This window comes from Haloactinopolyspora alba (assembly GCF_003014555.1).
In the GTDB taxonomy this organism is placed as follows: Bacteria; Actinomycetota; Actinomycetes; order Jiangellales; family Jiangellaceae; genus Haloactinopolyspora; species Haloactinopolyspora alba.
On record NZ_PYGE01000024.1, the window covers coordinates 1 to 23,757 of the forward strand.

Sequence of the window (23,757 nt, forward strand, 5' to 3'; positions counted from 1 at the left end):
CCCCTCATCGCCCTCACCATGCTCAACCTCGGCGGCTACCGCCCCAACCTCCCAGGCCGAACCTGACCCACGGATCAGTCACAACAGCCGGAATTCCATGGTGAACGTGGTCATTCTCGAGGGGCGGGGAGGGTGAAGAGGGTGGTGGCGTTCTGCCACATGACGAGGCGTTCCTCGTCGGCGCTGAGCCCGGCCGCGCGGACCGCGCCGAGGGTCACCGCCGGGTCGATGAGCGTCGAGTCGCTGCCGAACAGCATCCGCTCGGCACCGATGCGGTCAAGGACCCAGCGGACCCGGCCGGGCTCGGCGACCGAGTAGCAGGGCTCGAACCACAGCCGGTCGGTCACGGCGGCCGCCTCGGGCGCGAGCCGCCAGTCCGGCCCGCCCATGTGCGCGGCGATCACCCGCGCGTCGGGGATCGCCGCGACGTTCTCGGCCAGGCCCACGATCTCCTCGCCCCAGGTGTGCACCAGGACCGGGAGCCCGTACCTGGCGAGCAGCCGCAGCGCGTCGGCCATGGCGGGCGAGCCGCCCGGCGAGCGCGCGTAGTCGGTGTGGATCTTCGCGCCGACGAACTGCCCGGTGGCCAGCAGCCCGGGCAGCTCCGCGGCCGCCACGTCGAGCTCGCGCGGATCGACCACCGCCAGGCCCTTCAGCCGCGGCTCGGTGCGGATCTCGTCGGCCAGGCGCCGGTTGCCCGAGACCGGGTCGTACACGACCGCCTCGACCGCCGAGACGAGCTGGATGTCGATGCCGTGTGCGTCCATCCGGCGGATGTTGTCCGCGGCCGACGCGTCCGCCGCGGAGAAGAACCACGGCCCGACGTGGCCGTGCACGTCGACGATCATCGGTCCTCCCCGATCAGCCGGAGCAGGTTCCGCGCCGTCACCAGCTCACGCGCGTCGGCGTCCAGGCCGGCGACGTCGAGGCGGGTGAGCACGGACCGTGCTTCGAACCATCCGGTCCGGGCGCCGAAGACCAGCCGCTGCGCACCCAGCTCGGCGAGCACCGTCTCCCAGCCGTCCGGGTTGCCCAGCAACCGCGTGGACGCGTGGAATCCGGGCTCGTCACGGCCGAGCACCACGAAGTCGCCGAGCTGGTAGAAGTGCAGGTCGACGAAGACCACGGCCGCGTCGAGCCCGGCCAGCGGCGGCCCGTACAGCCGGACGTCGCCTTCGACCAGCAGCAGCATGCCGGCCCGTGTCGCACGGCGTGCGCACGCGCGCAGCCCCGGTGCGCTCGCGGGGACGCCCTGCCGTGCGGGTGCGAGGCGCACGATCCGCACGCCGGCGTCGCGTTGCCGGTCGATCTCGCGTTCTGCGCCGAGCGGATCACGCAGGTCGACGCCGGCGACGGTGCGGGCACCGCACGTGGGCGCGGCGGCGTGCGCCTCGTCGTTGCCGCTGGGCGGGTCGAACGACAGCGCCCGCAGCGACCCCACGGCTCCCCCGTCGATGCCGGCCTCGGCCATCGTCGTGGCCAGGTCGGCAGGGCTCAGTCGTGCCGACGTGGTGACGTCGCGGCCCACGAGCAGATCGCAGTCGAGGATCACGCCGCGCCTCCGGTGGCGAGCCGGGTGTGGACCTTGCGCACCGCCGCGGCGACGTCGTCGACGTCCGCGTCGGTGAAGTTCTCGTTGCACGGCAGCACCACGAGCCGCCGATACACCAGCGACTCCGCCACCGGGCACAGCCCGTCGGAGTACTCGGTCGATCCGCGCAGCGGGTACCCGGACATGCCGTAGGTACGCGGTTCACGCAGCACCGGCTCGGCGTAGAGCGGACGGCGCAGGTAGCCGGGGACCGCCGGTACACCCTCCGACGTGAGCGCCGCGGCGTATCGCTGCAGCCCGGGCTCGTCGAGACCGTCGATCAGCAACGGGTAGTACCAGTACGAATGGTCTCCGGCGTCGGCCGGAAGCGTCGCTCCGGGCAGATCGGCGAGCTGTGCGGTCAGCCGCGCGGCGTGCCGGCGGCGGGCCGTCACCACGTCCGGCAGCTTACGCAGCTGTTCGCGTGCGACCGCGGCGACGAGCTCCGTCATCCGGTAGTTGAGCGCGAAGTGCAGGTAGGCGCGTTCGCCGGTCTCGCGCGGCCATCCCTTGTCGGCGAAGCGCCGCATCCGTTCGGCGAGGCCCGCGTCGTCGGTCACGACCAGGCCGCCGTCGCCGGCGGTGACGTGCTTGTGCTGCTGCAGGCTGAAGCAGCCCAGATGGCCGGCGGTCCCGGCCAGGGCGGAGCCCGCGCTCACCGGGGTCAGGTAGGCCTGGGCGCAGTCCTCGATCAGCATGACGCCGTTCGCGTCGGCGAGCGCGCGCAGCCGTGTCACGTCCGCGGCCTTGCCGAACAGGTGGACGACGACGATGGCGCGGGTGCGCGGGCTGACCAGCTCGGCCACGCGGTCCGGGTCGAGACAGCCGGTGACCGGGTCGACGTCGGCGAAGACCGGCACGGCGTTCTGCGCCAGGACCGGCGCGACCGAGCCGATGTCGGAGATCGGCGGCACGATGATCTCGTCGCCGGGCTCGGGATCGACGGCGGCGACGGCCAGGTGCAGTGCCGCCGTGCCGCTGCTGCACGCGACGGCGTGCCCGGAGCCGACCTGCTCGGCGAACTCGCGCGCCAGCGCCGGGACCTCCGGGCCCCACACCCCCGAGAGCATGCCGCTGCGCAGCACCCGCAGAACGGCGGCTTCCTCTTCCGCGCCGATGCGGCGCCCGTCGGCCGACATCGCGGACGGCAGCGGCGGTCCCGTCCGCACCGCCGGTCCGCCGTCGACGGCGAGATCCTGCCCGTCCGTCATTTCATTCCGGTCATCGTGATGCTGTTGACCAGGTACCGCTGCAGCACGAAGAACACCAGGATGCACGGCACGACGCTGATGAACGCCGACGCCATCAGCTCGGGTGTCGACACGTTCGCCGAGCGCAGGCTCGCCAGCCCGACGGTCAGGGTGCGCATGTCGTCGGACTGCGCGATCACCAGCGGCCACAGGAAGTCGTTCCAGTGCCACAGGAAGACGAAGATGCCGAGCGTCGCGAGGATCGGTTTCGTCAGCGGGAGCACGACCTGGAAGAACACCCGCCATTCCGGCGCGCCGTCGACCTTCGCCGCGTCGAACAGCTCGTCCGGCAGGTCCCGGATGAACTGGCGCATCAGGAACACCGCCTGCGCGTTCGCCAACGTCGGCACGATCAGTCCCCAGTAGGTGTCGACCCCGCCCATGTTCGAGATCATGACGAAGTACGGGATCAGCATCGCCTGGACCGGCACCATCAGGGTGGCCACGAACGACCACAGCAGCGCCTCCCGGCCCGGGAATCGCTTGCGCGAGAGCGCGTAGCCGGCCATCGCCGCGGTCAGCAGCACGATGACCACCGACACCACGGAGTAGATCACCGTGTTCGTCGTCCACCGGACGAAGCCCGAGGCCTGGAACATCCTGGTGATGTTGTCCAGCGTGAAGCTGTCCGGGAACTGTTCCGGCAGCCCGACCGCGTTGGACGGCGTCAGCGCCAGCAGGATCATGAAGAAGAACGGGAGCACCGTGATCAGCGACACCACGGCCAGCAGTGCGGTCAGCGGCCAGCTCTGGCCGTTGCCGCGCCGGCCCTTGGCGCGCCCGGCCGGTGCCGTGGTGGACTCCGGCGCTGTCGTCATCGTCGCGGTCATGCGTCGGACTCCCGGTCGAGGAAGCGTCGTTGGATCAGCGAGATCACCAGGATGATCAGGAACAGCGCGACGCCCAGGGTGGCGGCGTAGCCGAAGTCGAAGAACTGGAAGCCCTGGTCGTACAGCGCGTAGACGAGCGTGTAGCTGGCCCGGGTGGGCCCGCCTCCGGTCATCACGTAGATGGTGTCGAACACCTGGAAGGCCGCGATCGTCTCGATGACGACGACGAAGAACATCACCGGTCGCAGCAGCGGCAGCACGATCATCCGGAAGCGCTGCCAGGCGTTCGCACCGTCGACGCGCGCCGCCTCCAGGTACGAGGTGGGGATGCTCTTCAGCCCGGCGAACAGGATGAGCATCGAGTAGCCGAAGCCCTTCCAGGACGACACGACGGCCAGTGACGGCAGCACGAGGGACGTCTCCTGCAGGAAGCCCACCGGGCCGGTGCCGAGCCACCCGAGGATGCTGTTGATCATGCCGTCGATCTCGTACATCCAGCGCCAGATCAGGCCGGCGAGGACGAAGCTCGTGACGTAGGGCAGGAACAGCGCACCGCGGAACACCGCCCTGCCCCACAACACCGAGTTCAGCAGCATCGCCGTCGCCAGCGCGACGATCACGGTCATCGGCACGTAGATCGCCGCGTACAGCAGCGTCGTCCAGAGGCTGTCCAGGAACACCTGGTCGGAGAACATCCGGGAGTAGTTCTCCGCGCCGATGACGTCCCAGCTGCCGCCGATCTTGTAGTTCGTGAAGCTCAACCCGACGGATCCGAAAACCGGCAGGAACCGGAACAGGATGAACAGGGTCAGCATCGGCAGCAGGAAGATCAGCGCGCTGATCGGATCATGGAACCGCTGGCGCCACGATGCGTGTGTGCGCCTGCGATCCGTTCTGACCTGGTCGGTCATCGAAGCGGAGCCCTTCCGGACGGCTTGTCGGGGTTACGGCAGATCGTGCGGTCAGGACCCGCCACTGGACAGTAGCGCGTTGGCCTCCTCCGCGGCGGCGGTCAGCGCTTCCTCGGCGGTGGCGTTGCCGAGCAGCGCGGCCTGGATCTGCGACGCCAGGACGGCCATGACCTGCCGCGACATCGGGTGGATGGGCCCGGGGTTCGCGTACTCCAGCGCCGCGGAGAACGGCTCCACCAGCGGGCCCGCGTCCGGCACCTCGACCTCGTTGCTCGGCGGGAAGAACCCGGACTCGGCGGCCAGCCCGGCGAGTACGTCCGGCTGGAGCATGTAGTTCAGGAACGCCTTGGCGCCGTCGTTGTCCTTCGCCTTCTCCGCGAGCGTGAGTGGGCCGGGGATGCCGAAGACCGCCTTGCCGCCTGGTCCCTCGATCGGTTCACCGACGGTGATCTTGTCGGGGCCGACCGCCTCGGCGATCCGATTCGTCATGGTGAGGTCGGCGAAGTGCGTCATCGCCGCGTCGGACGTGGCCATGGCCCGGTTCTCGAAGCTGCTGCCGACGGTGGGAGCGTCCGCCGTGAGCCCGCCCGCGGCCTGCAGGTCGAGGAGGAACTGCAGCGCCTCGACACCCTCGGGGCTGTCGAAGGCCACCTCGCTGCCGTCGTCGCTGAAGACCTGTCCGCCGGCCTGCCAGAGCAGTGGGTAGAACGTCAGGTTCAGCGACTCCTCCGGGCCACCGAAGTAGTCGTAGATCGCGACGTCGTTCGCCGCAAGCTTCGGCGCGGCCTCGAGGATCGCGTCCCATGTCTGGGGCATCTCGTTGATGCCCGCCTGCTCGAACAGCGCGGTGTTGTAGATCGGCGCGTTCACCGTCTGGTAGATCGGCACGCCGTAGACCTCGTCGTTGACGGTCATGGCCTCGACGGCGTTGGGCAGCAGCTTGGTGGGGCTGTTCTCGACGATGTCGCCGACCGGTGTCAACGTGCCCTGTTCGACGTACTGCGGGATCATGTCCGGCACGAGCAGGACCACGTCGGGGCCGGTGCCCGAAGCCAGGGCGGTCGTGATCTTCTCCTGCCGGCCCTCCCATGGCAGCAGCTCGACCTTGAGGTCGACACCGTCGTTCTTCGACTCGAAGTCGGTCTCGATGCCCTTCCAGTACTCGGCGCTCGCCTGCTCGTCGGCGATGACCGGATACATCCACAACGTCACGGAGCTGCCGTCGGACGACGTGCCGTCACCTGACCCGCCACACGCCGCCAGCACCAGCGCGCCGCCGGCTGTCGCAGCGACGGCTACACCTCGAAGTCGCACGAGGATCCCCTCCTGTCGGTCTACCCGGATAATACCGGTCCAGGCCGAAACTACAGAGGCGTCCCCCCTCCGTCAACACCGACGCGGGACGGCCACGGACCGGCGGAGGGACCGTCGCCGGATCGTGACCCCACCGCAACGTCGGTGCGCGCCGTGTTCGGCAGCCCGGCGTCAGGTCACGAGCTCACCGGCCACGACGGCGGCCGTCGCGTGCTGCCAGCGCCGCCGCGCCCACCGATCGTGGGTGACGACGACCACCGGCAGCCCGGACACGCCCACCGCCTCCTCGAGCTCCTCCACCAGGTCGAGCGAGAGGTGGTTCGTCGGTTCGTCGAGCAGCAGCAGCTGCGGGCGCGACGCGATCAGCCGGGCCAGTGCCAGTCGCCGCTGCTGCCCCACCGACAGCCGGCCCACCGGGGTCCGGAGGTCCCTGCCGGGCACCAGCCCCAGCCGGGCGAGCTCGGCCTGGTGTTCGCTCGGCGGCCCGGGACGTCCCGCGGCGAACACCTCGAGCGCCGTCGCCTCGAGGTCCGGGAACACGCCCGTCTGCGGCAGCCACCCGATGCGCAGCCGGTCGGCGCGCAGCACCCGCCCGGACTCCGGTTCGAGGGCGCCGGCCAGCACCGCCAGCAGTGACGTCTTCCCCGAGCCGTTGCGCCCGGTCACCATCAACCGGGTGTCGGCCGCGATGTCGAGCGCCGGCACCCGCACACGGCCCGGCACGCGGGCCTCGCGCGCCGACACCAGCACACCCGGCGGCACCGGCGCGTCCAGGGTGGCGTCCAGGCGCAGCTCGCGTGGCGGTTTGGGTACGCGCTGCCGCTGCAGCTGTTCGAGCCGGTTCTCCGCGTCCCGGACCCGCCGGGACACGGCCGCGTCGACCTTCTGCCCGAAGAAGTGCGGCTGGAACTTGTCGCCGTCGCGGCGTGCCCGGTTGGTGTGGCCCACCTGTCGCGCGGTCTGCCGGATCGCCGCCCGGGCCTCGGCGCCCTCGTCGTTCCAGGTCGCGTGCGCCTGTTCCCAGCGCGCTCGGGCGGCGGCCTTGCCGTGCAGGTAGTCGCTGTAGGCGCCGGTGTAGCGGGCCGGGCCGATCACCGGCACGCCGTCGCCGCCGATGGTCAGCGACGGGTCGAGGTCGAGGATCCCGGTGCACACCGCGTCCAGGAACGCGCGGTCGTGCGACGCGGTCAGCACCGCACCCCGGTGCGTACGGAGGGCTTCCTCGAGGAACGCGAGCGCGTCGTCGTCCAGATGGTTGGTCGGCTCGTCCAGCAGCAGGACGTCCGGGGCGCGGGCGAGCGCCAGCGCCAGTGCCAGCCGGGAGCGCTGCCCGCCGGACAGGGTGTCGACCGAGCGCGTGGCGTCGACGTCGCCGAGTCCCAGGCCCGCGAGCGCGCGGGACGCGCGGGCGTCCGCCGACCAACCGTCGCGCGCCTCGTACTCGGCGAGCAGTTCACCATAGTGCTCGAGCACGGACTCGTCGCCCTCGGCGAGGCGCTTCTCAGCCGCGCGCATGCCCGCTTCGAGCTCGCGGAAGTCCGCCAGGGCGGCGTCGACGGCATCCGTGACGGAGCCGGCGACCGGCAGATCCGGCTCCTGGCCCAGATAGCCGACACTGCCGACCAGATGCACGGAGCCGGAGTCGGGCGCCTCGATCCCGCTGACCAGGCGGAGCAGTGTGGACTTGCCGACACCGTTCTCGCCGACGAGACCGAGACGTTCCCCGGCTCCGACGTCCAGATCGACACCGTCCAGGACCGTACGGTCGGCGTAGGAGCGGCAGAGAGTGCGAACAGACAGCTGCGACACGTGAGCGACCTCGTGGAGGGTCGATGGAAGCCCGCCGGGTCGATTGACCGCGGAAACGGGCAGAGCACGTGTCAGTTGCGCATGATGTGCCCATCATCGCAGCCGGCGGCGGTCACGATCAAATCCGCCGCCGGCTGCTCGGGCTACGGCTTCTCCGGGACCGCGTCGACGCCGGCCTCCTTGCGCTGCTGCGGCGTGATCGGCGCCGGCGCGGCCGTCAGCGGGTCGTAGCCGCCGCCCGTTTTCGGGAACGCGATGACGTCCCGGATCGAGTCCGACCCCGCGAGCAGGGCGACGATACGGTCCCAGCCGAAGGCGATACCGCCGTGCGGCGGCGCGCCGTACTTGAACGCGTCGAGCAGGAACCCGAACTTCTCCTGCGCCTGCTCGGGGGTGAGTCCCATGACGTCGAACACCCGCTGCTGCACGTCCCGGCGGTGGATACGGATCGACCCTCCGCCGATCTCGTTGCCGTTGCAGACCAGGTCGTAGGCGTAGGCCAGCGCGTTGCCCGGGTCGGTGTCGAAGCTGTCCAGCCACTCCGGCTTCGGCGAGGTGAACGCGTGGTGCACGGCCGTCCAGGCGCCGGACCCGACGGCGACGTCGTCGGTGTCGGCCACGGACTCGAACAGCGGGGCGTCGACCACCCACGCGAACGCCCACGCGGATCCGTCGATCAGCCCCGCCCGCCGGCCGATCTCGAGCCGCGCCGCCCCCAGCAACTGCTGGGACGAGCGCCGCGTCCCGGCCGCGAAGTAGATCGCGTCGCCGACCTCCGCGCCGACCAGCTTCGGCAACCCGGCACGTTCGGTCTCGGACAGGTTCTTCGCCACCGGACCGGTCAGCTCGCCGCCTTCGCCGACCAGGACGTAGGCCAGCCCCTTGGCGCCGCGCGCTTTCGCCCACTCCTGCCAGCCGTCGAGCTCCTTGCGGGTCTGGCCCGCGCCGCCCGGATGCACCACGGCACCCACGTAGGCGGCCTGGAAGACCCGGAACGTCGTGTCGGCGAAATGGTCCGTGACCTCGGTGATCTCCTGGCCGAACCGGAGGTCCGGCTTGTCCGAGCCGAAGCGGTCCATGGCGTCGCGATACGTCAGCCGCGGGATCGGCGTGTTCAGCTCGTACCCGATGAGCCGCCACAACGCGGCGACGACCCGCTCGGCCAGCGCGATGACGTCGCCCTGCTCGGCGAAGCTCATCTCGATGTCGAGCTGGGTGAACTCCGGCTGCCGGTCGGCGCGGAAGTCCTCGTCGCGGTAGCACCGCGCGATCTGGAAGTACCGCTCGAGGCCGGCGACCATCAGCAGCTGCTTGAACAGCTGCGGGGACTGCGGCAGCGCGTACCAGGACCCCGGGCGCAGCCGCGCGGGCACGAGGAAGTCCCGCGCCCCCTCCGGCGTGGACCGGGTCATCGTCGGCGTCTCGACCTCGACGAAGTCCTCGCTGAGCAGCACCTCGCGCGCGACCCGGTTCACCTCGCTGCGCAGCCGGATGGCCGCCGCCGGCGCGGAGCGGCGCAGGTCCAGGTAGCGGTGCTTGAGCCGCACCTCCTCGCCGACATCGACATGATCGTCGATCTGGAACGGCAGCGGCTCGGCTTCGCTGAGCACCTCGACGTCGGTGGCGATGACCTCGATGTCGCCGGTGGGCAGCGCGGGGTTCTCGTTGCCGGCGGGCCGCTGCTCGACCGAACCGGTGACCTTGATGCAGAACTCGTTGCGCAGCCCGTGCGCGACCGCCTCGTCGCGGACCACCACCTGGGCGACGCCCGACGCGTCGCGCAGATCCAGGAACGCCACTCCCCCGTGATCACGGCGGCGGGCCACCCAGCCGGTGAGGGTGACGGTCTGGCCGGCGTGACCGGCGCGCAGCGCGCCGGCCTCGTGGGTGCGAAGCACGGGGTGTTTCCTCTCGAGGTCGTCGGTCAAGGTGGGGCCATCGCGGCGCGCGTGGACCGGCGCGCCGCTTACAGATCCTACGTAAGCGGCGCGCCGGCAGGCGAGGCGATTGGTGTTGGAGGCAGGCGTGGCGCGAGCTACTGCTGCCCCGCCGTCTTGCCACCCTTCTGCTTGAGCAGCATCCCCTCGGGGCTGTTCAGGTACTCCCTGGTCTCCCGTGCGACCATCCCGGACAGGATCAGCAGCCCGATCAGGTTCGGCAGCGCCATCAGCCCGTTCATGATTCCCGCGAACGTCCACACCGTGCTGAGTTCGGCGACGGCGCCGACGAACACCATCACGACGAAGACCGCCCGATACGGCACCACCCCCCGGCGGCCGACGAGCCGCTCGATGTTGCGCTCGCCGTAGTAGGACCACCCGAGAAGGGTGGAGAAGGCGAAGAACGCGACGCTGATGGCGACGATCTGCCCGCCCCAGTCGCCGACGAGCCCTTCCTCGAAGGCGGAGGACGTCATGATGGAGCCCTCGGCGCCACTGGTCCACTGACCGGTGACGACGATCACCAGGGCAGTGAACGTCACCACGACGAGGGTGTCGATGAACGTCTGCGTCATGGACACGAGCGCCTGCCGGACCGGGTGCGTGGTCTTGGCCGCCGCCGCCGCGATTCCGCCGGTGCCCAGGCCGGACTCGTTCGAGAAGATGCCGCGCGCGACGCCGTACTGCAGCGCCAGCAGGAAGCCGGACCCGGCGAATCCACCGGCCGCCGCCGTACCCGTGAACGCGTCGGTGACGATGAGCTCGAACGCGTCAGGGATCTCGCCGATGTTCGCCAGCAGGACCCACACGCCGGCGGCGACGTAGATGACGACCATGACCGGCACGAACGCGGACGTGACCCGTCCGATGCTCTTGATCCCACCAAGGATGACCGCGGCCGCGGCAACGGTGAGGATCAGGCCGGTGACGACCGTGGGTATGCCCCACTGCTCGTCGGCCTGGGCCGCGACGGTGTTGGACTGGGTCATGTTGCCGATGCCGAAGCTGGCGACGACGGCGAACACCGCGAACGCGATGCCGAGTACCGGGCCGAGTCGGCCCTTGATTCCCCGGCTCAAGTAGTAGGCCGGACCGCCGCTCTGTTCCCCGGCCGCGTCGGTGTGCCGGAACTTCACCCCGAGGAACGCCTCGGTGTACTTCGTGGCCATGCCGACAAGGCCGGTGACCCACATCCAGAAGATGGCGCCGGGACCACCGAGCTGGATGGCACCGGCCACACCGGCGATGTTGCCGACGCCGACGGTCGCGGCCATGGCCGTGGCCAGCGCCTGATAGTGCGAAATGTCGCCTTCGGCCTCGGGGTCCTTCCGTGTGAGGAAGGCCAGGCGAAACGCACGCCCGAACGCCCTGAACTGCACGCCGGTCAGCCGAACGGTGAGGAACACACCGGTGCCCAGCAGCAACGGGATGAGCAGCCAAGGCCCCCACACGACATCGTTGATCTCGTTCAGGGCATCGTCGACCGCGTCCATGCATGTCTCCTTCGTGAATGACTGTCGGACATGGTGTACGGAATGGAGCGGTTTGACCAGAGCGACAGTCGGTGCGTCACAAGACTGTTACGCGGGCGGCTCGAACAGTGCCTGCTGCACCGGTGGCGACGCGCGCGCCCCGGCTTCGGTCCCGTCGGGCGCATCCGGCGTACCGGTGGCGTGCCGCCGCTCGGCCGGACGGTCCACACCGTGCCGGCGCAGCAACGGTGCGGTGCGCTGCTGCAGCCAGGTGCGGTACCGCCGGTGCGCGTAGGCGCCGGTGCCGTAGAGGCGATGGTACCGGGCGACGAGGTCGGGGTACTGGGCTTCGAGCCAGCGCAGGTACCACTCGCGCGCGCCGGCGCGCAGGTGCAGCGGGATGACCGTGACGTCGCCGGCGCCGGCCTCGGCGACCGCGCCGATCAACGAATCCAGTTGTTCGACCGAGTCGGTGAGCCCCGGCAGCACCGGCGCCACGAGAACATTGCAGGGCAGGCCGGCGTCACGGATGGCACGGATCATGTCGAGGCGTGCCCGCGGCGTCGGTGTTCCAGGCTCGACGGACCGGTGCAGACCGTCGTCCAGCATCGCCAGCGACACACCGACGCCGACCTCGACCGAACCCGCCGCAGCCGCCAGCTTCGGGAGGTCCCGGCGCAGCAGCGTCCCCTTCGTGAGCACGCTGAACGGAGTGCCGGAACCGGCGAGCGCGTCGATGATGCCGGGCATCAGCCGATAGCGGCCCTCCGCCCGCTGATACGGGTCGGTGTTGGTGCCCATGGCGACGTGCTCACGCGTCCAGGAGCTCTTCGCGACCTCGTTCCTGACGACCTCGGCGATGTTGGTCTTGACCACGACCTGCCGGTCGAAGTCGTCTCCGCTGTCGAGGTCGAGGTAGGTGTGTGTGCCGCGGGCGAAGCAGTTGTGACTGACCACCCCGTCGGCGACGAAGTCGCCGGTGCCGGTGGTGATGTCGTACATCGGCATCAGCGTGCCCAGCTCCTGCACGGACCGCACCCGAAGCCCCGGGGACGTGTCGACACTCACCCGTGTCTGCGCCCCGGCCCGCAGTCCGTCGTCGCCGACCTCGGGTGGGGCGCCGGCCGCCCCGAACCCCATCAACTGGTCGCCGTCGACCAGATGCGCGCGTCGTAGCGCCCGGCCGGATGCGGTGACGTGTTGCCAACCCCGGGTCGTCAGGAACCGGTGATCGCCGCTGGCGGTCAGGGTGGTCCCGTCGGCGAGCGAGAGCCGGACAGCGGGCTTGCGGGTCTCCCAGTGGTCGAGCACCACGGTGACGACGTAACGGCGCCGCCCGCCGGCGGCGCGGGTGCCGATGATCCGGTCGCCGACCCGCAACCGCGCCAGCGGGCGCTGCCGCCCGTCGCTCATGAGCACCGGCGTGTCGCCGGCGAGGCAGTAGGTGCACGCGTGACTGCACCCCCGGTACGGGTTGATGGTCCACCGGAACGGCACCCGCGCTGCCGCGGGCACCCGGTTCAACGCCGAGCGGCACATGACCTCGTGGAAGGTGATGCCCTCGAACTGCGGAGTCTGCACGCTGCGCACCAGCCCGGCCATGCGCTGCAACCCGGGCAGCGCTTGGCCGTCCGACGTGCTGACCCCCCGGGACTCCCAACGCATGACCACATTCGAACACACGTTCGCCCACGTGGCAACCCGACCGGCGGCCGCACGGCGCCCTCAGCGGCGGTCGTACTGCGCAATATCGGGCCGCGTCACCGTGATGGGGGCGTGGCTACTGGCGCTATCACGCCACCAACCGCGCCCCCATCACATACGGCCGCGGCCATCACGACGAGGTGGCGGTGATGAGGTGCGAGCGGACGTCGCCGAGAGCGACGGGCTCCTGTTCACCGGAGCGCAGGTCCTTGACCTGGGCCACGCCGTCGGCCAGATCGCGCTCGCCGACGACGACCGCATACCGGGCGCCGCTGCGGTCGGCGGCCTTCATCGCGCCCTTGAGTCCGCGCCCGCCGGTCGCCACGTCGGCGGCGACCCCGGCACGGCGGAGCTCGGTCACCAGCCCGAACGCGTGCCGCTCGGCGTCGTCGCCCAGCGGCACGAGGTACACGTCGACGCCGGGGGTGCCGGGCAGCGGCAACCCCTCGGCCTCCATGGCCAGCAGTGTGCGCTCCGCGCCGAGGGCCCAGCCGACGCTGGGCAGCCGCGGCCCGCCGAGCAGCTCGGACAGGCCGTCGTAGCGGCCGCCGCCGCCGACCGCGGACTGCGAGCCGAGCCCGTCGTGGACGAACTCGAACAGCGTGCGGGTGTAGTAGTCGAGCCCGCGGACCAGGCGTGGATCGTCGTCGTACGGCACACCCGCGTCGGTCAGCAGCCGGCGCACCCGATCGTGGTGGGCACGGTCACCGTCCGACAGGAAGTCCGTGACCAGGGGCGCGTCCGCCAGCGCCTTCTGCACGTCGGGACGCTTGTCGTCCAGTACCCGTAACGGGTTGATCTCGACCCGGCTCGCGGTGTCCTCGTCGAGATCGAGGCCGCGCAGGAACTGCTGCAACGCGTCGCGGTAGGCGGGGCGGGACTCGCTGGAACCGAGCGAGTTGATCAGCACCCGAACCTCCGTGAGCCCCAGCGCGCGGTACGCGTCCATGGCCAGCACGATCAGCTCGGCGTCGACCGCCGGGTCCTCGGTGCCGAGCACCTCCGCGCCGACCTGCGAGAAGTGCCGGAAGCGGCCCTTCTGCGGACGCTCGTAGCGATAGTACGAGCCCCCGTACCACAGCTTCACCGGCAGCGCGCCGCGGTGCAGCCCGTTCTCGAGGGCGGCGCGCAGCACCGGCGCCGTCCCCTCGGGGCGCAGCGAGACGTCGTCGCCGCCGCGCGTGGTGAACGAGTACATCTCCTTGGTGACGATGTCGGTCGACTCGCCGACGCCCCGGGCGAACAGGCCCGTCTCCTCGAAGCTCGGCGTCTCGACGTAGCCGTACCCGGCCCGGCGGACCGGACCGGCCATCGCGTCGCGCACCGCCAGGACCGCCTCTCCCCGCGGCGGGACGAGGTCGAACGTGCCTTTCGGGGCGCGGAACGTCGGTTGATTCACTGGTTCATCCCATTGACCGGACCGGTCGTCACGGCCCGAGTTGTCGAAGGTACGGGTTGGTGGTGCGCTCCTGGCCGAGGGTCGACGACTCGCCGTGGCCGGGCAGCACCGTGGTCGCGTCCGCGAGCCCGCCGTCGGCCTCCGGCCGGGCGAGCTCGCCGAGCGTATGTCGCATCCGCTCGTCGTCGCCGCCCGGCAGGTCGGTGCGGCCGATCGTGCCGGCGAACAGCACGTCCCCGGTGAAGCACATCGATCCGTCGGAGCCGTCCTGAGACGGGACGTGGTACAGCGTCGACCCCTCGGTGTGCCCCGGAGAGTGCACCGGTTCGATCCGGATGCCGGCGAGCCACAACGGCGAGCCGTCGGAGAACGTCCGCACGTCTGGCGGCTCGACCCAGTCGTCGGCCAGGGCAGCCAGCATGGGCGCCAGATCCGGCCCGAGCGTGCCGATGGGGTCGGCGAGCCGGTAGGCGTCCGCCTCGTGCAGGTAGACCGGCAGGTCACGTCGCTGGCACAGCTGGGCCAGCGCGAACGTGTGATCGACGTGTCCGTGGGTGACCAGCGCCGCCACCGGTTCCAGCAAGTGCTCCGCGAGCAGGGCGTCGACCTGCTCGTCGACCGCGATGCCTGGATCGACGAGGACGCATTGACGGCCGCCGTCGGGTGCGAGCACATAGCAGTTGGTGCCCAGCACGGGTGCGGTCAGCGAGTGGAGGAGCACTCGGTGAAGGGTACCGGCGCTGCATCATTGCCGCGAACTCGTTATCTGACAGCGGCGTTGTACTGCCTAGACTGTCCCCCCGTAGTACGTGTAGCGGGGGCGCCCGGACTCCCGCCCGTGGTCGTGGTTGGTTGGGAGGACCGGTGGCCGACAGCGCCAAGCGCCGGCGCGCACTGGAGCGGCAGCGACAGCAGCGACAGCAGGCCCGTCGGGCCGAACGTGCCGCCCGGAGGCGTCGAAACGCACTGCTCGGAGGGGCGCTCGCCCTGGTCGTCGTGGTCGTGGGTGCGACGCTGCTCGCGACGGGCGTGCTCGGCGGCGAGGACGAGACGACCGCGTCGACCGGCGACAACTCCCAGGAGGACACCGACCCCGCCAGCGCTTCCGGCGCGTGCGCGTACCGAGAGGCCGGCGAGCCGGCCGTACCGGACATCGGGCTGCCCCCGGAGCTGACCGGGAAGGCCCCCAAGGCGCGCACCGCGACCCTGACGCTGAACGGATCACCGGTGAAGGTGCAGCTCGAGTCCGCGGCGGCACCGTGCACGGTGCACTCGTTCGCGTTCCTGGCCGGGTCCGACTACTTCGACGGCACCGAGTGTCACCGGCTCACCACGTCGGACAGCCTGAAGGTCCTGCAGTGTGGCGACCCCACCGGCAGCGGCTCCGGCGGACCCGGCTACGAGTTCGACAACGAGAACACCGACGGCGCGTCCTATCCGGCGGGCACGGTCGCGATGGCGAACTCGGGCCCCGACACCAACGGCAGCCAGTTCTTCCTGGTCTACGGCGACTCCGACCTGCCGCCGAAGTACACCGTGTTCGGGCACATCACCGACGGCCTCGACGTCGTCACCGGGATCGCCGACGCGGGTACCGACAATGGAAGCGAAGACGGCGCGCCGGCCGAGCCGGTCACCCTGGACGACGTCACCACAGCCGCTGCGAACCTGGATGAGGACTCACAGTGACCCACACCCCTGGTAGCCCCGAGCCCGCCGAGCCGGGAGCCGGCAGCTCCGAGTCGACGTCTCCCGCCACGGTCGCATCCAACGAATGGGGACGCGTGGACGAGACCGGCGAGGTCTTCGTCCGCACCTCCGCGGGCGAGCGCAGCATCGGCTCGTGGCAGGTGGGCAAGCCCGAGGAAGCGCTGGCGTTCTTCGCGCGCAAGTACGACGACCTCGCGGTCCAGGTCGACCTGCTCGAGAAGCGGCTGGAGTCGGGCGCCGCGGCGCCGGACGACACCGCGTCCAGCGCGGCGAAACTGCGCTCGGCGGTGGCCGAGGCGCACGCGATCGGCGACCTCGACGCGCTCTCCGCCCGGCTCGACGCGATCGACGAGCGGGTCGCGCAACACCGCGCCGAACGCAAGGCCGCGCGGGCCCGTGCCCAGGAGGACGCCCGGGCCCGCAAGGAACAGATCGCGGAGCAGGCCGAGGCGATCGCCGAAGGCAACGACTGGAAGTCCGGCGCCGACACGCTGCGGAGTCTGCTCGACGAGTGGAAGTCGCTCCCCCGCCTCGACCGGGCCACCGACGACGAGCTGTGGCGCCGGTTCTCCTCCGCCCGGACGCACTACACCCGGCGGCGCAAGGCACACTTCGCCGAACTCGCCGAGCGGCGCGAAGAGGCCCGCGCCGTCAAGGAGCGCATCCTCGCCGAAGCCGAACAGCTCAGCAGCTCCACCGACTGGGGGCCGACGTCACGGCGTTACCGCGAGCTCATGTCGCAGTGGAAGGCCGCCGGCCCGGCGCCGCGCAACGTCGAGGACAGCCTCTGGAAGAGGTTCCGCGCAGCCCAGGACACGTTCTTCGGCGCGCGCAACGCACACCAGGCGCAGCGCGACGACGAACAGCAGGCCAACCTCCGGGCGAAGGAAGAGATCCTCACCGAGGCCGAGGCGCTGTTGCCGGTGACCGACTGGAAGGCGGCCCGGCGGGCGTTGCGCGCTCTACAGGACCGCTGGGAAGGAATCGGTCACGTGCCCCGCGACTCCATGCGCTCGGTCGAGGGCCGGATGCGCCGCGTCGAGGACGCGATCCGCGACGCGGAGCGCAGCGAGTGGCAGCGGTCCAACCCGGAGGCCCGGGCCCGCGCGGAGGCCACCGTCCAGCAGCTCGAGTCGTCCATCGCCGACCTGGAGGCGAAGGCCGTGAAGGCCCGCGAGTCGGGCAACGAGCGCAAGCAGCGCGAGGCGGAGGAGGCGCTGGCGGCGCGGCGCTCCTGGTTGGATCAGGCGCGGCAGGCACTGGACGAGTTCTCCGGCTGAACTGTCGTTGGGGCTGGCGGGGTTGTGTGTCGCCGGCCCCCCGCGGCTCGCTCGTTCCTCGCTCGCCGATGCCCGTCCGAACCCTGGCCGGCAACACACAACCCCGCCAGACACGTCAGCTGCAGTCGGCGCCTCGCTCCGCCCGTCGGCGGGCTCGGGTCAGTTGGGTGTCGGGGCGGGGATGCCGCTGGTGAGACGGTAGGCGTCGAACACGCCCTCCACGCCCCGTACGGCCTTGAGCACGTGGCCGAGGTGCTTCGGGTCGGCCATCTCGAACGTGAACCGGCTGGTGGCGATGCGTTCGGTGTTCGTCGTCACGGTCGCCGACAGGATGTTCACGTGCTGGTCCGACAGCACTCGGGTGACGTCCGAGAGTAGCCGGGCCCGGTCGAGGGCCTCGACCTGGACGGCGACCAGGAACATGCTGTTGGCCGTCGGCGCCCACTCGACCTCGACGATGCGGCCTTGCTGATGCCGTAGCGAGTCGACGTTCACACAGTCCATCCGGTGCACCGAGACACCCGAACCGCGGGTGACGAAGCCGATGATCTCGTCGCCCGGCACCGGCGTACAACACCGCGCGAGCTTCACCCACACGTCCGACACGCCCTTGACGACCACGCCCGGGTCCGCGCCGGAGCGCCGCCGCGGCCGGTCCGGGGTGGTGGCCTCGGCGACGTCCTCGGTGGTTCCCTCCTCGCCGCCGAGGATGTGCACGAGCTTCTGCACGATGCTCTGCGCGGACACGTGCCCCTCGCCGACCGCGGCGTACAGCGCCGTGATGTCCGGATACCGCAGGTCGTCGGCGACCGCCTTGAGCGACTCCTGGCTCATCATCCGCTGCAGCGGCAGGTCCTGCTTGCGCATGGCGCGAGCGATGGCGTCCTTGCCGTGCTCGATGGCCTCTTCGCGGCGCTCCTTCGAGAACCACTGCTTGATCTTGTTGCGGGCCCGCGCGCTGGTGACGAACGTCAGCCAGTCGCGGCTGGGCCCTGCACCGGTGGCCTTCGAGGTGAACACCTCGACGACGTCGCCGTTGTCGAGGTTCGACTCCAACGGGACGAGCCGCCCGTTGATCCGGGCGCCGATGGTGCGGTGGCCGACGTCGGTGTGCACGGCGTAGGCGAAGTCCACCGGGGTGGCAGCCGCCGGCAGCGCCACCACGTCGCCCTTCGGGGTGAAGACGAAGACCTCGTTCGACTCCATCTCGAAGCGCAGCGACTCGAGGAACTCCCCCGGGTCTTCGGTCTCTTTCTGCCAGTCGAGCAGCTGGCGCAGCCACGCCATGTCGTTGGCGCCGCCGCCCTCGCCGGTGCTGATCTGCTTGTCGGCCTCTTGCCCGGCGTTGGACTCCTCTTTGTACTTCCAGTGCGCGGCGATGCCGTACTCGGCGCGGCGGTGCATGGCGTGCGTGCGGATCTGCAGCTCGACCGGTTTGCCGCCGGGACCGATGACCGTCGTGTGCAGCGACTGGTACATGTTGAACTTCGGCATCGCGATGAAGTCCTTGAACCGGCCCGGCACCGGGTTCCACCGGGCGTGCACGATGCCCAGCACCGCGTAACAGTCGCGGACCGACTCGACCAGGATCCGGATGCCGACCAGGTCGTAGATGTCGGCGAAGTCGCGGCCGCGCACGATCATCTTCTGGTAGATCGAGTAGTAGTGCTTCGGCCGGCCGTAGACGTTGGCCTTCAGCTTCGCGCCGCGCAGATCGCCCTGTACCTGGTCGATGACGGAGGCGAGATAGTCGTCGCGCGACGGCGCGCGCTCGGCCACCAGCCGGACGATCTCGTCGTAGACCTTCGGGTGCAGGGTGGCGAACGAGAGGTCCTCGAGCTCCCACTTGATGGTGTTCATGCCCAGCCGGTGTGCCAGCGGGGCGTAGATCTCGAGCGTCTCGTGCGCCTTGCGCCGGGCGGACTCCTTCGGCACGTAGCGCCACGTGCGCGCGTTGTGCAACCGGTCGGCCAGCTTGATGACCAGGACCCGGATGTCCTTGGCCATCGCGATGACCATCTTGCGCACGGTCTCGGCCTGAGCGGCCTGACCGTACTTGACCTTGTCGAGCTTGGTGACGCCGTCGACGAGCATGGCGATCTCGTCGCCGAACTCGGCGCGGAGCTGGTCGAGGCCGTACTCGGTGTCCTCGACGGTGTCGTGCAGCAACGCCGCCGCGAGCGTCGGCGGTGTCATGCCGAGCTCGGCGAGGATGGTCGTGACGGCCAGCGGATGCGTGATGTAGGGGTCGCCGCTCTTGCGCTTCTGTCCGCTGTGGGCACGCGCGGCCACCCGGTAGGCCTTCTCGATGACCTCGAGGTCGGCCTTCGGATGGTTGGCCTTGATGACCCGGAACAACGGTTCCAGGGCAGGGTCGGACTGCTGACGTTGCGAGGTCAGACGCGCGAGCCTGGCTCGCACCCGTACAGGTGCCAGCGCGCCACTGGAAGCGTTCTGCTCGGCCACGGGCCCCCTCTCGTCCCTACGAAGGAGACAACACAGTGTAGGCCGTCAGTGATTCCGAGAGTCAATCCGTCCAGGAACCACTGATCATCGGCACTGACGCGCCGGACGTGCGGGGCCGGAGCGCGAGCCGGTCAGACCGTCAGCAGGGCGTGCACGTCCACGTCGGGAAGGCGCTCGCGACCGTTCAGGAAGCCGAGCTCCATCAGGACTGCCACCCCCACGGCCTCGGCGCCGGCCGCACGGACCAGATCGACGGTGGCACGCACCGTGCCGCCGGTGGCCAGCACGTCGTCCACGACCAGGACCCGCTCGCCCGGGGCGATCGCGTCCTTGTGCACCTCGACGGTCGCCTGCCCGTACTCGAGTTCGTAACTCATCGCCGACGTGGCCGAGGGCAACTTGCCCTCCTTGCGGACCGGCACGAAGCCCGCGCCCAGCGCCTGCGCCACCGGCGCGCCCAGGATGAACCCGCGCGCCTCGATGCCGACCACCACGTCCACCACGCCGGAGGCGTCGCGGCCCACATCGGCCAGCAGTTCGGTGGCCGTGCCGAACGCCTCCGGATCACGCAACAGCGGCGTGATGTCCTTGAACATCACGCCCGGTTCCGGCCAGTCCGGGACGTCGCGGATCCGGGAGAGCAGGAGATCCACGGCCGCCGGGTCGATGGCGGTGCCGCGCGTCGCACGCACCGGTCGAGAGTCAGTCACGTTGCCCGAGGCTACCGCCCACGGCGTCGACCGAGCCGAGCCGGGGGCGGCTCAGCGGGAGTCGTCGCCGTTGGTCCGGTCCTCCTGCGGCGCAGCCGGCTCGCTACTGCCGAGCGTGTCGTCGTGAATGCCGGCGGACGGCTCCTGCGAGTCGTCGTTCAGCACGTTGACGATGGCTCGGCGGACGAAACGGCTCTGTACGCCGGGGGCGACCTCGAGCACGACCTCGTCGTCGTCGGCCGACACCACGGTGGCGAACATGCCGCCGCTGGTCATCACGCGGGCGCCGGGCCCGACGGACCGCTGCAACTCGGCCATCTGTCGCCGCTGCTTCTGCTGCGGCCTGATGAGCAGGAAGTAGAAGACGGCGATCAGCAGGACCGGGAGCAGCAGAGATGCAGCATCCATGAGGGTTTCAGATGTCCTTCCCACGCGCTATACGAGCGCACCACAAGACGGGTGACCAGGTCGGCCACCGTCTTCCGAGTGTACCCACCATGACCGCCCCGGACTACGCCTCGTCAACCGAAGAGAACAGGTCGGGCTCCGTCGTGCCCGCGCCGAACGCCGCCGACGGCGGCACGGACAGACCGAGATGGTGCCACGCAGCCGGCGTGGACACCCGGCCACGCGGCGTCCGCGCCAGCAGGCCGGCTCTGACCAGGAACGGCTCGGCGACCTCTTCGACGGTCTCGCGCTCCTCGCCCACCGCCACCGCCAGCGTGCCCAACCCCACCGGGCCGCCGCCGAAGTTCTTGCACAACGCCCGCAGCACCGCCCGGTCCAGCCGGTCGAGGCCCAATTCGTCGACGGCGAACACCTGGAGGGCCGCCCGCGCGACGTCACCGGTGACGACACTGTCGGCGCGGACCTCCGCGAAGTCGCGCACCCGGCGCAGCAGGCGATTGGCGATACGCGGGGTTCCACGCGAACGGCCGGCGATCTCGCGCGAGCCGTCGTCGCGCAGGTCCACCGCCAGCAGCTGCGCCGAGCGGACCAGGACCTGCTCCAGCTCCGCGGGCTCGTACAACTCCAGATGCCCGGTGAAGCCGAACCGGTCGCGCAGCGGGCCCGGCAACAGTCCCGTCCGGGTCGTGGCACCGACCAGCGTGAACGGCGGCAGGTCCAGCGGGATCGCCGTGGCGCCCGGGCCCTTGCCCACCACCACGTCCACCCGGAAGTCCTCCATGGCCGTGTAGAGCATCTCTTCGGCCGGCCTGGCCATCCGGTGGATCTCGTCGAAGAACAGCACGTCACCCTCGGTGACCGACGAGAGAATCGCCGCCAGGTCGCCGGCGTGCTGGATGGCCGGGCCGCTGGTGATGCGCAGCGGCACGCCCATCTCGGCGGCGACGATCATCGCCAGGGTCGTCTTGCCCAACCCCGGCGGACCCGACAACAGCAGATGGTCCGCGCTGCGTCCGCGCGCCTTGGCGGCGTCGAGCACCAGCGACATCTGCTCGCGCAACCGCTCCTGCCCCACGAACTCGGCCAGTGTCCGCGGGCGCAACGCCGCCTCGACGGTGCGCTCGTCCGGCTCGGCCTCGCCGCCCACCAGCCGGGTCACGGATTCGTCGTCCGCCCAGGGATCCGGCTCGCTCATCACTTCGCCAGGGTACGCAGCGCTGCCTTCAACATGGTCGCGACGTCCGGGGCGGACCCGTCCGCCGACTGCGCGACGGTGTCGACCGCGCGCTCGGCGTCGCGCGCCGGCCAGCCGAGCCCGAGCAGCGCCTCGTGCACCTGCGACTGCCAGCTACCCGCCGCCGGTGCGGCACCCGCCGACACAGGCGCCGTCGCCGGAACCGAGCCCGCCGGGCCCAGCTTGTCCTTGAGCTCGATGACGATGCGCTGGGCGCCCTTCTTGCCGATGCCCGGCACCTTGGTCAGTGCCGTCAGGTCCTCGGTGGCGACGGCGCGGCGCAGCTCGTCCGGCGAGTGCACCGACAGCATCGCCTGCGCGAGCCGCGGCCCGACCCCGCTGGCGGTCTGCACCAGCTCGAACACCGAGCGTTCGTCGTCGTCGGCGAATCCGTAGAGGGTCAGCGAGTCCTCGCGCACCACCAGGCTCGCCGCCAGCTGAGCCGACTGGCCGAGGTGCAACGTGGACGTCGTCGCCGGCGTGCAGTGCAGCGCCAGCCCCACGCCGCCGACGTCCAGCACCGCCTCGGTGGGACGGACGGCGGCCACCTCGCCGCGGACGAACGTGATCAACGTGGCCTCCCTCCGGCCGCCGCGGCGGCGCGTAGCCGTTGGTCGGCCGCCCCACGCCACACCTGACAGATCGCCAGCGCCAGGGCGTCGCTGGCATCGGCCGGCTTGGGCCGGGCATCGAGCCGCAACAACCGGGTCACCATCGCCGCCACCTGCGCCTTGTCCGCCGTTCCGTTGCCGCTGACGGCCGCCTTGACCTCACTCGGCGTGTGCGTCACCACCGGGACCCCGCGGCGGGCCGCCACCAACGCCGCCACGCCGCTGGCCTGCGCCGTACCCATGACGGTGCGGACGTTGTGCTGGCTGAAGACGCGTTCCACAGCCAGCGTGTCCGGGGCGTGCGAACGTAGCCACTCGTCGACGCGCTGCTCGATGGACAGCAGCCGCTCCCCCAGGTCCGCGTCCGCGGACGTCCGGACGACGTCGACGGCGACCAAGGTCAACGGGCGTCCGGGTGATCCCTCGACGACGCCGAGACCGCACCGGGTCAGCCCCGGATCGACCCCCAGTACCCGCATGTACGACCCTTCCCGGCGAACACCAGTTCGCACCGCAGCCTACCGGGGCGCGAATCAGGCGTCGGCTCCGACGCGCCGCACCATCCGCGATGATCACCAGGGATCGACCGTCACAGCGACACCACCGCCCTGACGACCACGTCGCAGTGTGCTCGGCGAGCGTTAAAGTGGCGACGTGAGCGAAACACCGGACACCGGCGGCGGTGAGCCGCGCGAAACCACCCAGCCCAGTGAGGACGAGCTGCGCGCCTACCTCGAGCAGCTCCGCCCGCTGCCGGCCGAACAGGTCCTGGCCGAGGTGTTCTCCACCGTTCTCACGGCCGCGCAGGCCAAACTGGGCCGGCACGACGCCCGATTGCTGATCGACACCGCGGGGCTCGCGTTCGAGCACACGCGGGCGCACCTCGGCGACGAGGCCGCCGACCAGTTCGAGCAGGTGCTGAACCAGCTCCGGATGGCACAAGTGCAGGCCGAGCGGCAGACAGGCGGCGAGGGCGAGGAGAACGACCTCCCCAGTGCCCCAGCTGCGCCCCAAACGTCTCAGCCGACCGCGGCACAACCGCAGCAGCCCGAACAGCCCGCGACCTCCAAGCTCTGGCTCCCGGGCTCCTGACGCCTCCCGGGGGACGCATCGCAGCG

At 70.7% G+C, this 23,757-nt stretch carries 21 protein-coding genes; 3 read left to right on the forward strand and 18 right to left on the reverse strand.

The window, feature by feature from the left end:
* Positions 1-110 precede the first annotated feature (110 nt).
* The 12 genes from CLV30_RS22465 to CLV30_RS22520 form a co-directional block, all read right to left on the reverse strand.
* Positions 111-848 carry an amidohydrolase family protein gene (locus tag CLV30_RS22465; RefSeq protein WP_106539489.1) on the reverse strand — a complete coding sequence of 246 codons (738 nt, stop codon included), beginning with the start codon at positions 846-848 and terminating at the stop codon, positions 111-113.
* Positions 845-1,552 carry an amidohydrolase family protein gene (locus CLV30_RS22470; RefSeq protein ID WP_106539490.1) on the reverse strand — a complete coding sequence of 236 codons (708 nt, stop codon included), beginning with the start codon at positions 1,550-1,552 and terminating at the stop codon, positions 845-847. The genes CLV30_RS22465 and CLV30_RS22470 overlap by 4 nt, the downstream gene beginning before the upstream one ends.
* Positions 1,549-2,802 (reverse strand): DegT/DnrJ/EryC1/StrS family aminotransferase, encoded by a 1,254-nt coding sequence (locus CLV30_RS22475; RefSeq protein WP_106539491.1) that lies wholly within the window; start codon positions 2,800-2,802, stop codon positions 1,549-1,551. Before CLV30_RS22475 ends, CLV30_RS22470 begins: the two co-directional genes overlap by 4 nt.
* The gene (locus tag CLV30_RS22480) at positions 2,799-3,671 is read right to left on the reverse strand and encodes a carbohydrate ABC transporter permease (RefSeq protein WP_106539492.1); all 873 of its coding nucleotides are present in this window, start codon (positions 3,669-3,671) and stop codon (positions 2,799-2,801) included. Before CLV30_RS22480 ends, CLV30_RS22475 begins: the two co-directional genes overlap by 4 nt.
* Positions 3,668-4,582 carry a carbohydrate ABC transporter permease gene (locus CLV30_RS22485; RefSeq protein ID WP_106539493.1) on the reverse strand — a complete coding sequence of 305 codons (915 nt, stop codon included), beginning with the start codon at positions 4,580-4,582 and terminating at the stop codon, positions 3,668-3,670. Before CLV30_RS22485 ends, CLV30_RS22480 begins: the two co-directional genes overlap by 4 nt.
* A 51-nt stretch (positions 4,583-4,633) precedes the next feature.
* Entirely contained in the window at positions 4,634-5,896 is a 1,263-nt protein-coding gene (locus CLV30_RS22490) for an ABC transporter substrate-binding protein (protein ID WP_129710990.1), read from the reverse strand.
* Between the two features lie 171 nt (positions 5,897-6,067).
* Entirely contained in the window at positions 6,068-7,705 is a 1,638-nt protein-coding gene (locus CLV30_RS22495; protein ID WP_106539495.1) for an ABC-F family ATP-binding cassette domain-containing protein, read from the reverse strand.
* A 143-nt stretch (positions 7,706-7,848) separates the two neighbouring features.
* The gene (aspS, locus tag CLV30_RS22500; RefSeq protein ID WP_106539496.1) at positions 7,849-9,603 is read right to left on the reverse strand and encodes an aspartate--tRNA ligase; all 1,755 of its coding nucleotides are present in this window, start codon (positions 9,601-9,603) and stop codon (positions 7,849-7,851) included.
* A gap of 137 nt (positions 9,604-9,740) precedes the next feature.
* Positions 9,741-11,138 carry an alanine/glycine:cation symporter family protein gene (locus tag CLV30_RS22505; protein WP_106539497.1) on the reverse strand — a complete coding sequence of 466 codons (1,398 nt, stop codon included), beginning with the start codon at positions 11,136-11,138 and terminating at the stop codon, positions 9,741-9,743.
* Positions 11,139-11,225: 87 nt separating this feature from the next.
* Positions 11,226-12,782, reverse strand: a complete 1,557-nt coding sequence (locus CLV30_RS22510; RefSeq protein WP_106539552.1) for an Rv2578c family radical SAM protein — start codon at positions 12,780-12,782, stop codon at positions 11,226-11,228.
* A gap of 169 nt (positions 12,783-12,951) precedes the next feature.
* Entirely contained in the window at positions 12,952-14,220 is a 1,269-nt protein-coding gene (gene hisS, locus CLV30_RS22515) for a histidine--tRNA ligase (protein ID WP_106539498.1), read from the reverse strand.
* Positions 14,221-14,248: 28 nt separating this feature from the next.
* On the reverse strand, positions 14,249-14,941 hold the full coding sequence (locus tag CLV30_RS22520; RefSeq protein ID WP_106539499.1) for an MBL fold metallo-hydrolase: 693 nt from the start codon (positions 14,939-14,941) through the stop codon (positions 14,249-14,251).
* 143 nt (positions 14,942-15,084) lie between these two features.
* Between CLV30_RS22520 and CLV30_RS22525 the strand changes: the two genes are divergently transcribed.
* Positions 15,085-15,909 (forward strand): peptidylprolyl isomerase, encoded by an 825-nt coding sequence (locus tag CLV30_RS22525; protein ID WP_106539500.1) that lies wholly within the window; start codon positions 15,085-15,087, stop codon positions 15,907-15,909.
* 95 nt (positions 15,910-16,004) lie between these two features.
* Entirely contained in the window at positions 16,005-17,210 is a 1,206-nt protein-coding gene (locus CLV30_RS22530; RefSeq protein ID WP_420841993.1) for a DUF349 domain-containing protein, read from the forward strand.
* A gap of 159 nt (positions 17,211-17,369) precedes the next feature.
* On the opposite strand, the gene CLV30_RS22535 is transcribed toward CLV30_RS22530, so the two are convergent.
* From CLV30_RS22535 to ruvC, 6 genes are all read right to left on the reverse strand, one after another.
* On the reverse strand, positions 17,370-19,676 hold the full coding sequence (locus tag CLV30_RS22535; protein ID WP_276320000.1) for a RelA/SpoT family protein: 2,307 nt from the start codon (positions 19,674-19,676) through the stop codon (positions 17,370-17,372).
* A 131-nt stretch (positions 19,677-19,807) separates the two neighbouring features.
* The gene (locus tag CLV30_RS22540) at positions 19,808-20,344 is read right to left on the reverse strand and encodes an adenine phosphoribosyltransferase (protein WP_106539553.1); all 537 of its coding nucleotides are present in this window, start codon (positions 20,342-20,344) and stop codon (positions 19,808-19,810) included.
* Positions 20,345-20,437: 93 nt separating this feature from the next.
* A complete protein-coding gene (gene yajC, locus CLV30_RS22545) occupies positions 20,438-20,794 on the reverse strand; it encodes a preprotein translocase subunit YajC (protein WP_106539503.1) in 357 nt (118 codons plus the stop codon).
* A gap of 103 nt (positions 20,795-20,897) precedes the next feature.
* On the reverse strand, positions 20,898-21,989 hold the full coding sequence (gene ruvB / locus CLV30_RS22550; protein ID WP_106539504.1) for a Holliday junction branch migration DNA helicase RuvB: 1,092 nt from the start codon (positions 21,987-21,989) through the stop codon (positions 20,898-20,900).
* Positions 21,989-22,600: a Holliday junction branch migration protein RuvA gene (ruvA, locus tag CLV30_RS22555; RefSeq protein ID WP_106539505.1), complete on the reverse strand. Its 612-nt coding sequence runs from the start codon at positions 22,598-22,600 to the stop codon at positions 21,989-21,991. Before ruvA ends, ruvB begins: the two co-directional genes overlap by 1 nt.
* Positions 22,597-23,118, reverse strand: coding sequence for a crossover junction endodeoxyribonuclease RuvC (ruvC, locus tag CLV30_RS22560; RefSeq protein WP_106539506.1), 522 nt, complete (start codon positions 23,116-23,118; stop codon positions 22,597-22,599). Before ruvC ends, ruvA begins: the two co-directional genes overlap by 4 nt.
* Positions 23,119-23,293: 175 nt before the next feature.
* Between ruvC and CLV30_RS22565 the strand changes: the two genes are divergently transcribed.
* Entirely contained in the window at positions 23,294-23,731 is a 438-nt protein-coding gene (locus CLV30_RS22565; RefSeq protein ID WP_106539507.1) for a hypothetical protein, read from the forward strand.
* Positions 23,732-23,757 lie beyond the last annotated feature (26 nt).

Excerpts from the sequence above, each read along its gene's own strand:
- ruvB (WP_106539504.1), bottom strand. The coding sequence starts at position 21,989 with ATGAGCGAGCCGGATCCCTGGGCGGACGACGAATCCGTGACCCGGCTG.
- CLV30_RS22465 (WP_106539489.1), bottom strand. The coding sequence starts at position 848 with ATGATCGTCGACGTGCACGGCCACGTCGGGCCGTGGTTCTTCTCCGCG.
- CLV30_RS22505 (WP_106539497.1), bottom strand. The coding sequence starts at position 11,138 with ATGGACGCGGTCGACGATGCCCTGAACGAGATCAACGATGTCGTGTGG.
- CLV30_RS22475 (WP_106539491.1), bottom strand. The coding sequence starts at position 2,802 with ATGACGGACGGGCAGGATCTCGCCGTCGACGGCGGACCGGCGGTGCGG.
- ruvC (WP_106539506.1), bottom strand. The coding sequence starts at position 23,118 with ATGCGGGTACTGGGGGTCGATCCGGGGCTGACCCGGTGCGGTCTCGGC.
- CLV30_RS22480 (WP_106539492.1), bottom strand. The coding sequence starts at position 3,671 with ATGACCGCGACGATGACGACAGCGCCGGAGTCCACCACGGCACCGGCC.
- CLV30_RS22510 (WP_106539552.1), bottom strand. The coding sequence starts at position 12,782 with ATGCGTTGGGAGTCCCGGGGGGTCAGCACGTCGGACGGCCAAGCGCTG.
- yajC (WP_106539503.1), bottom strand. The coding sequence starts at position 20,794 with ATGGATGCTGCATCTCTGCTGCTCCCGGTCCTGCTGATCGCCGTCTTC.
- CLV30_RS22485 (WP_106539493.1), bottom strand. The coding sequence starts at position 4,582 with ATGACCGACCAGGTCAGAACGGATCGCAGGCGCACACACGCATCGTGG.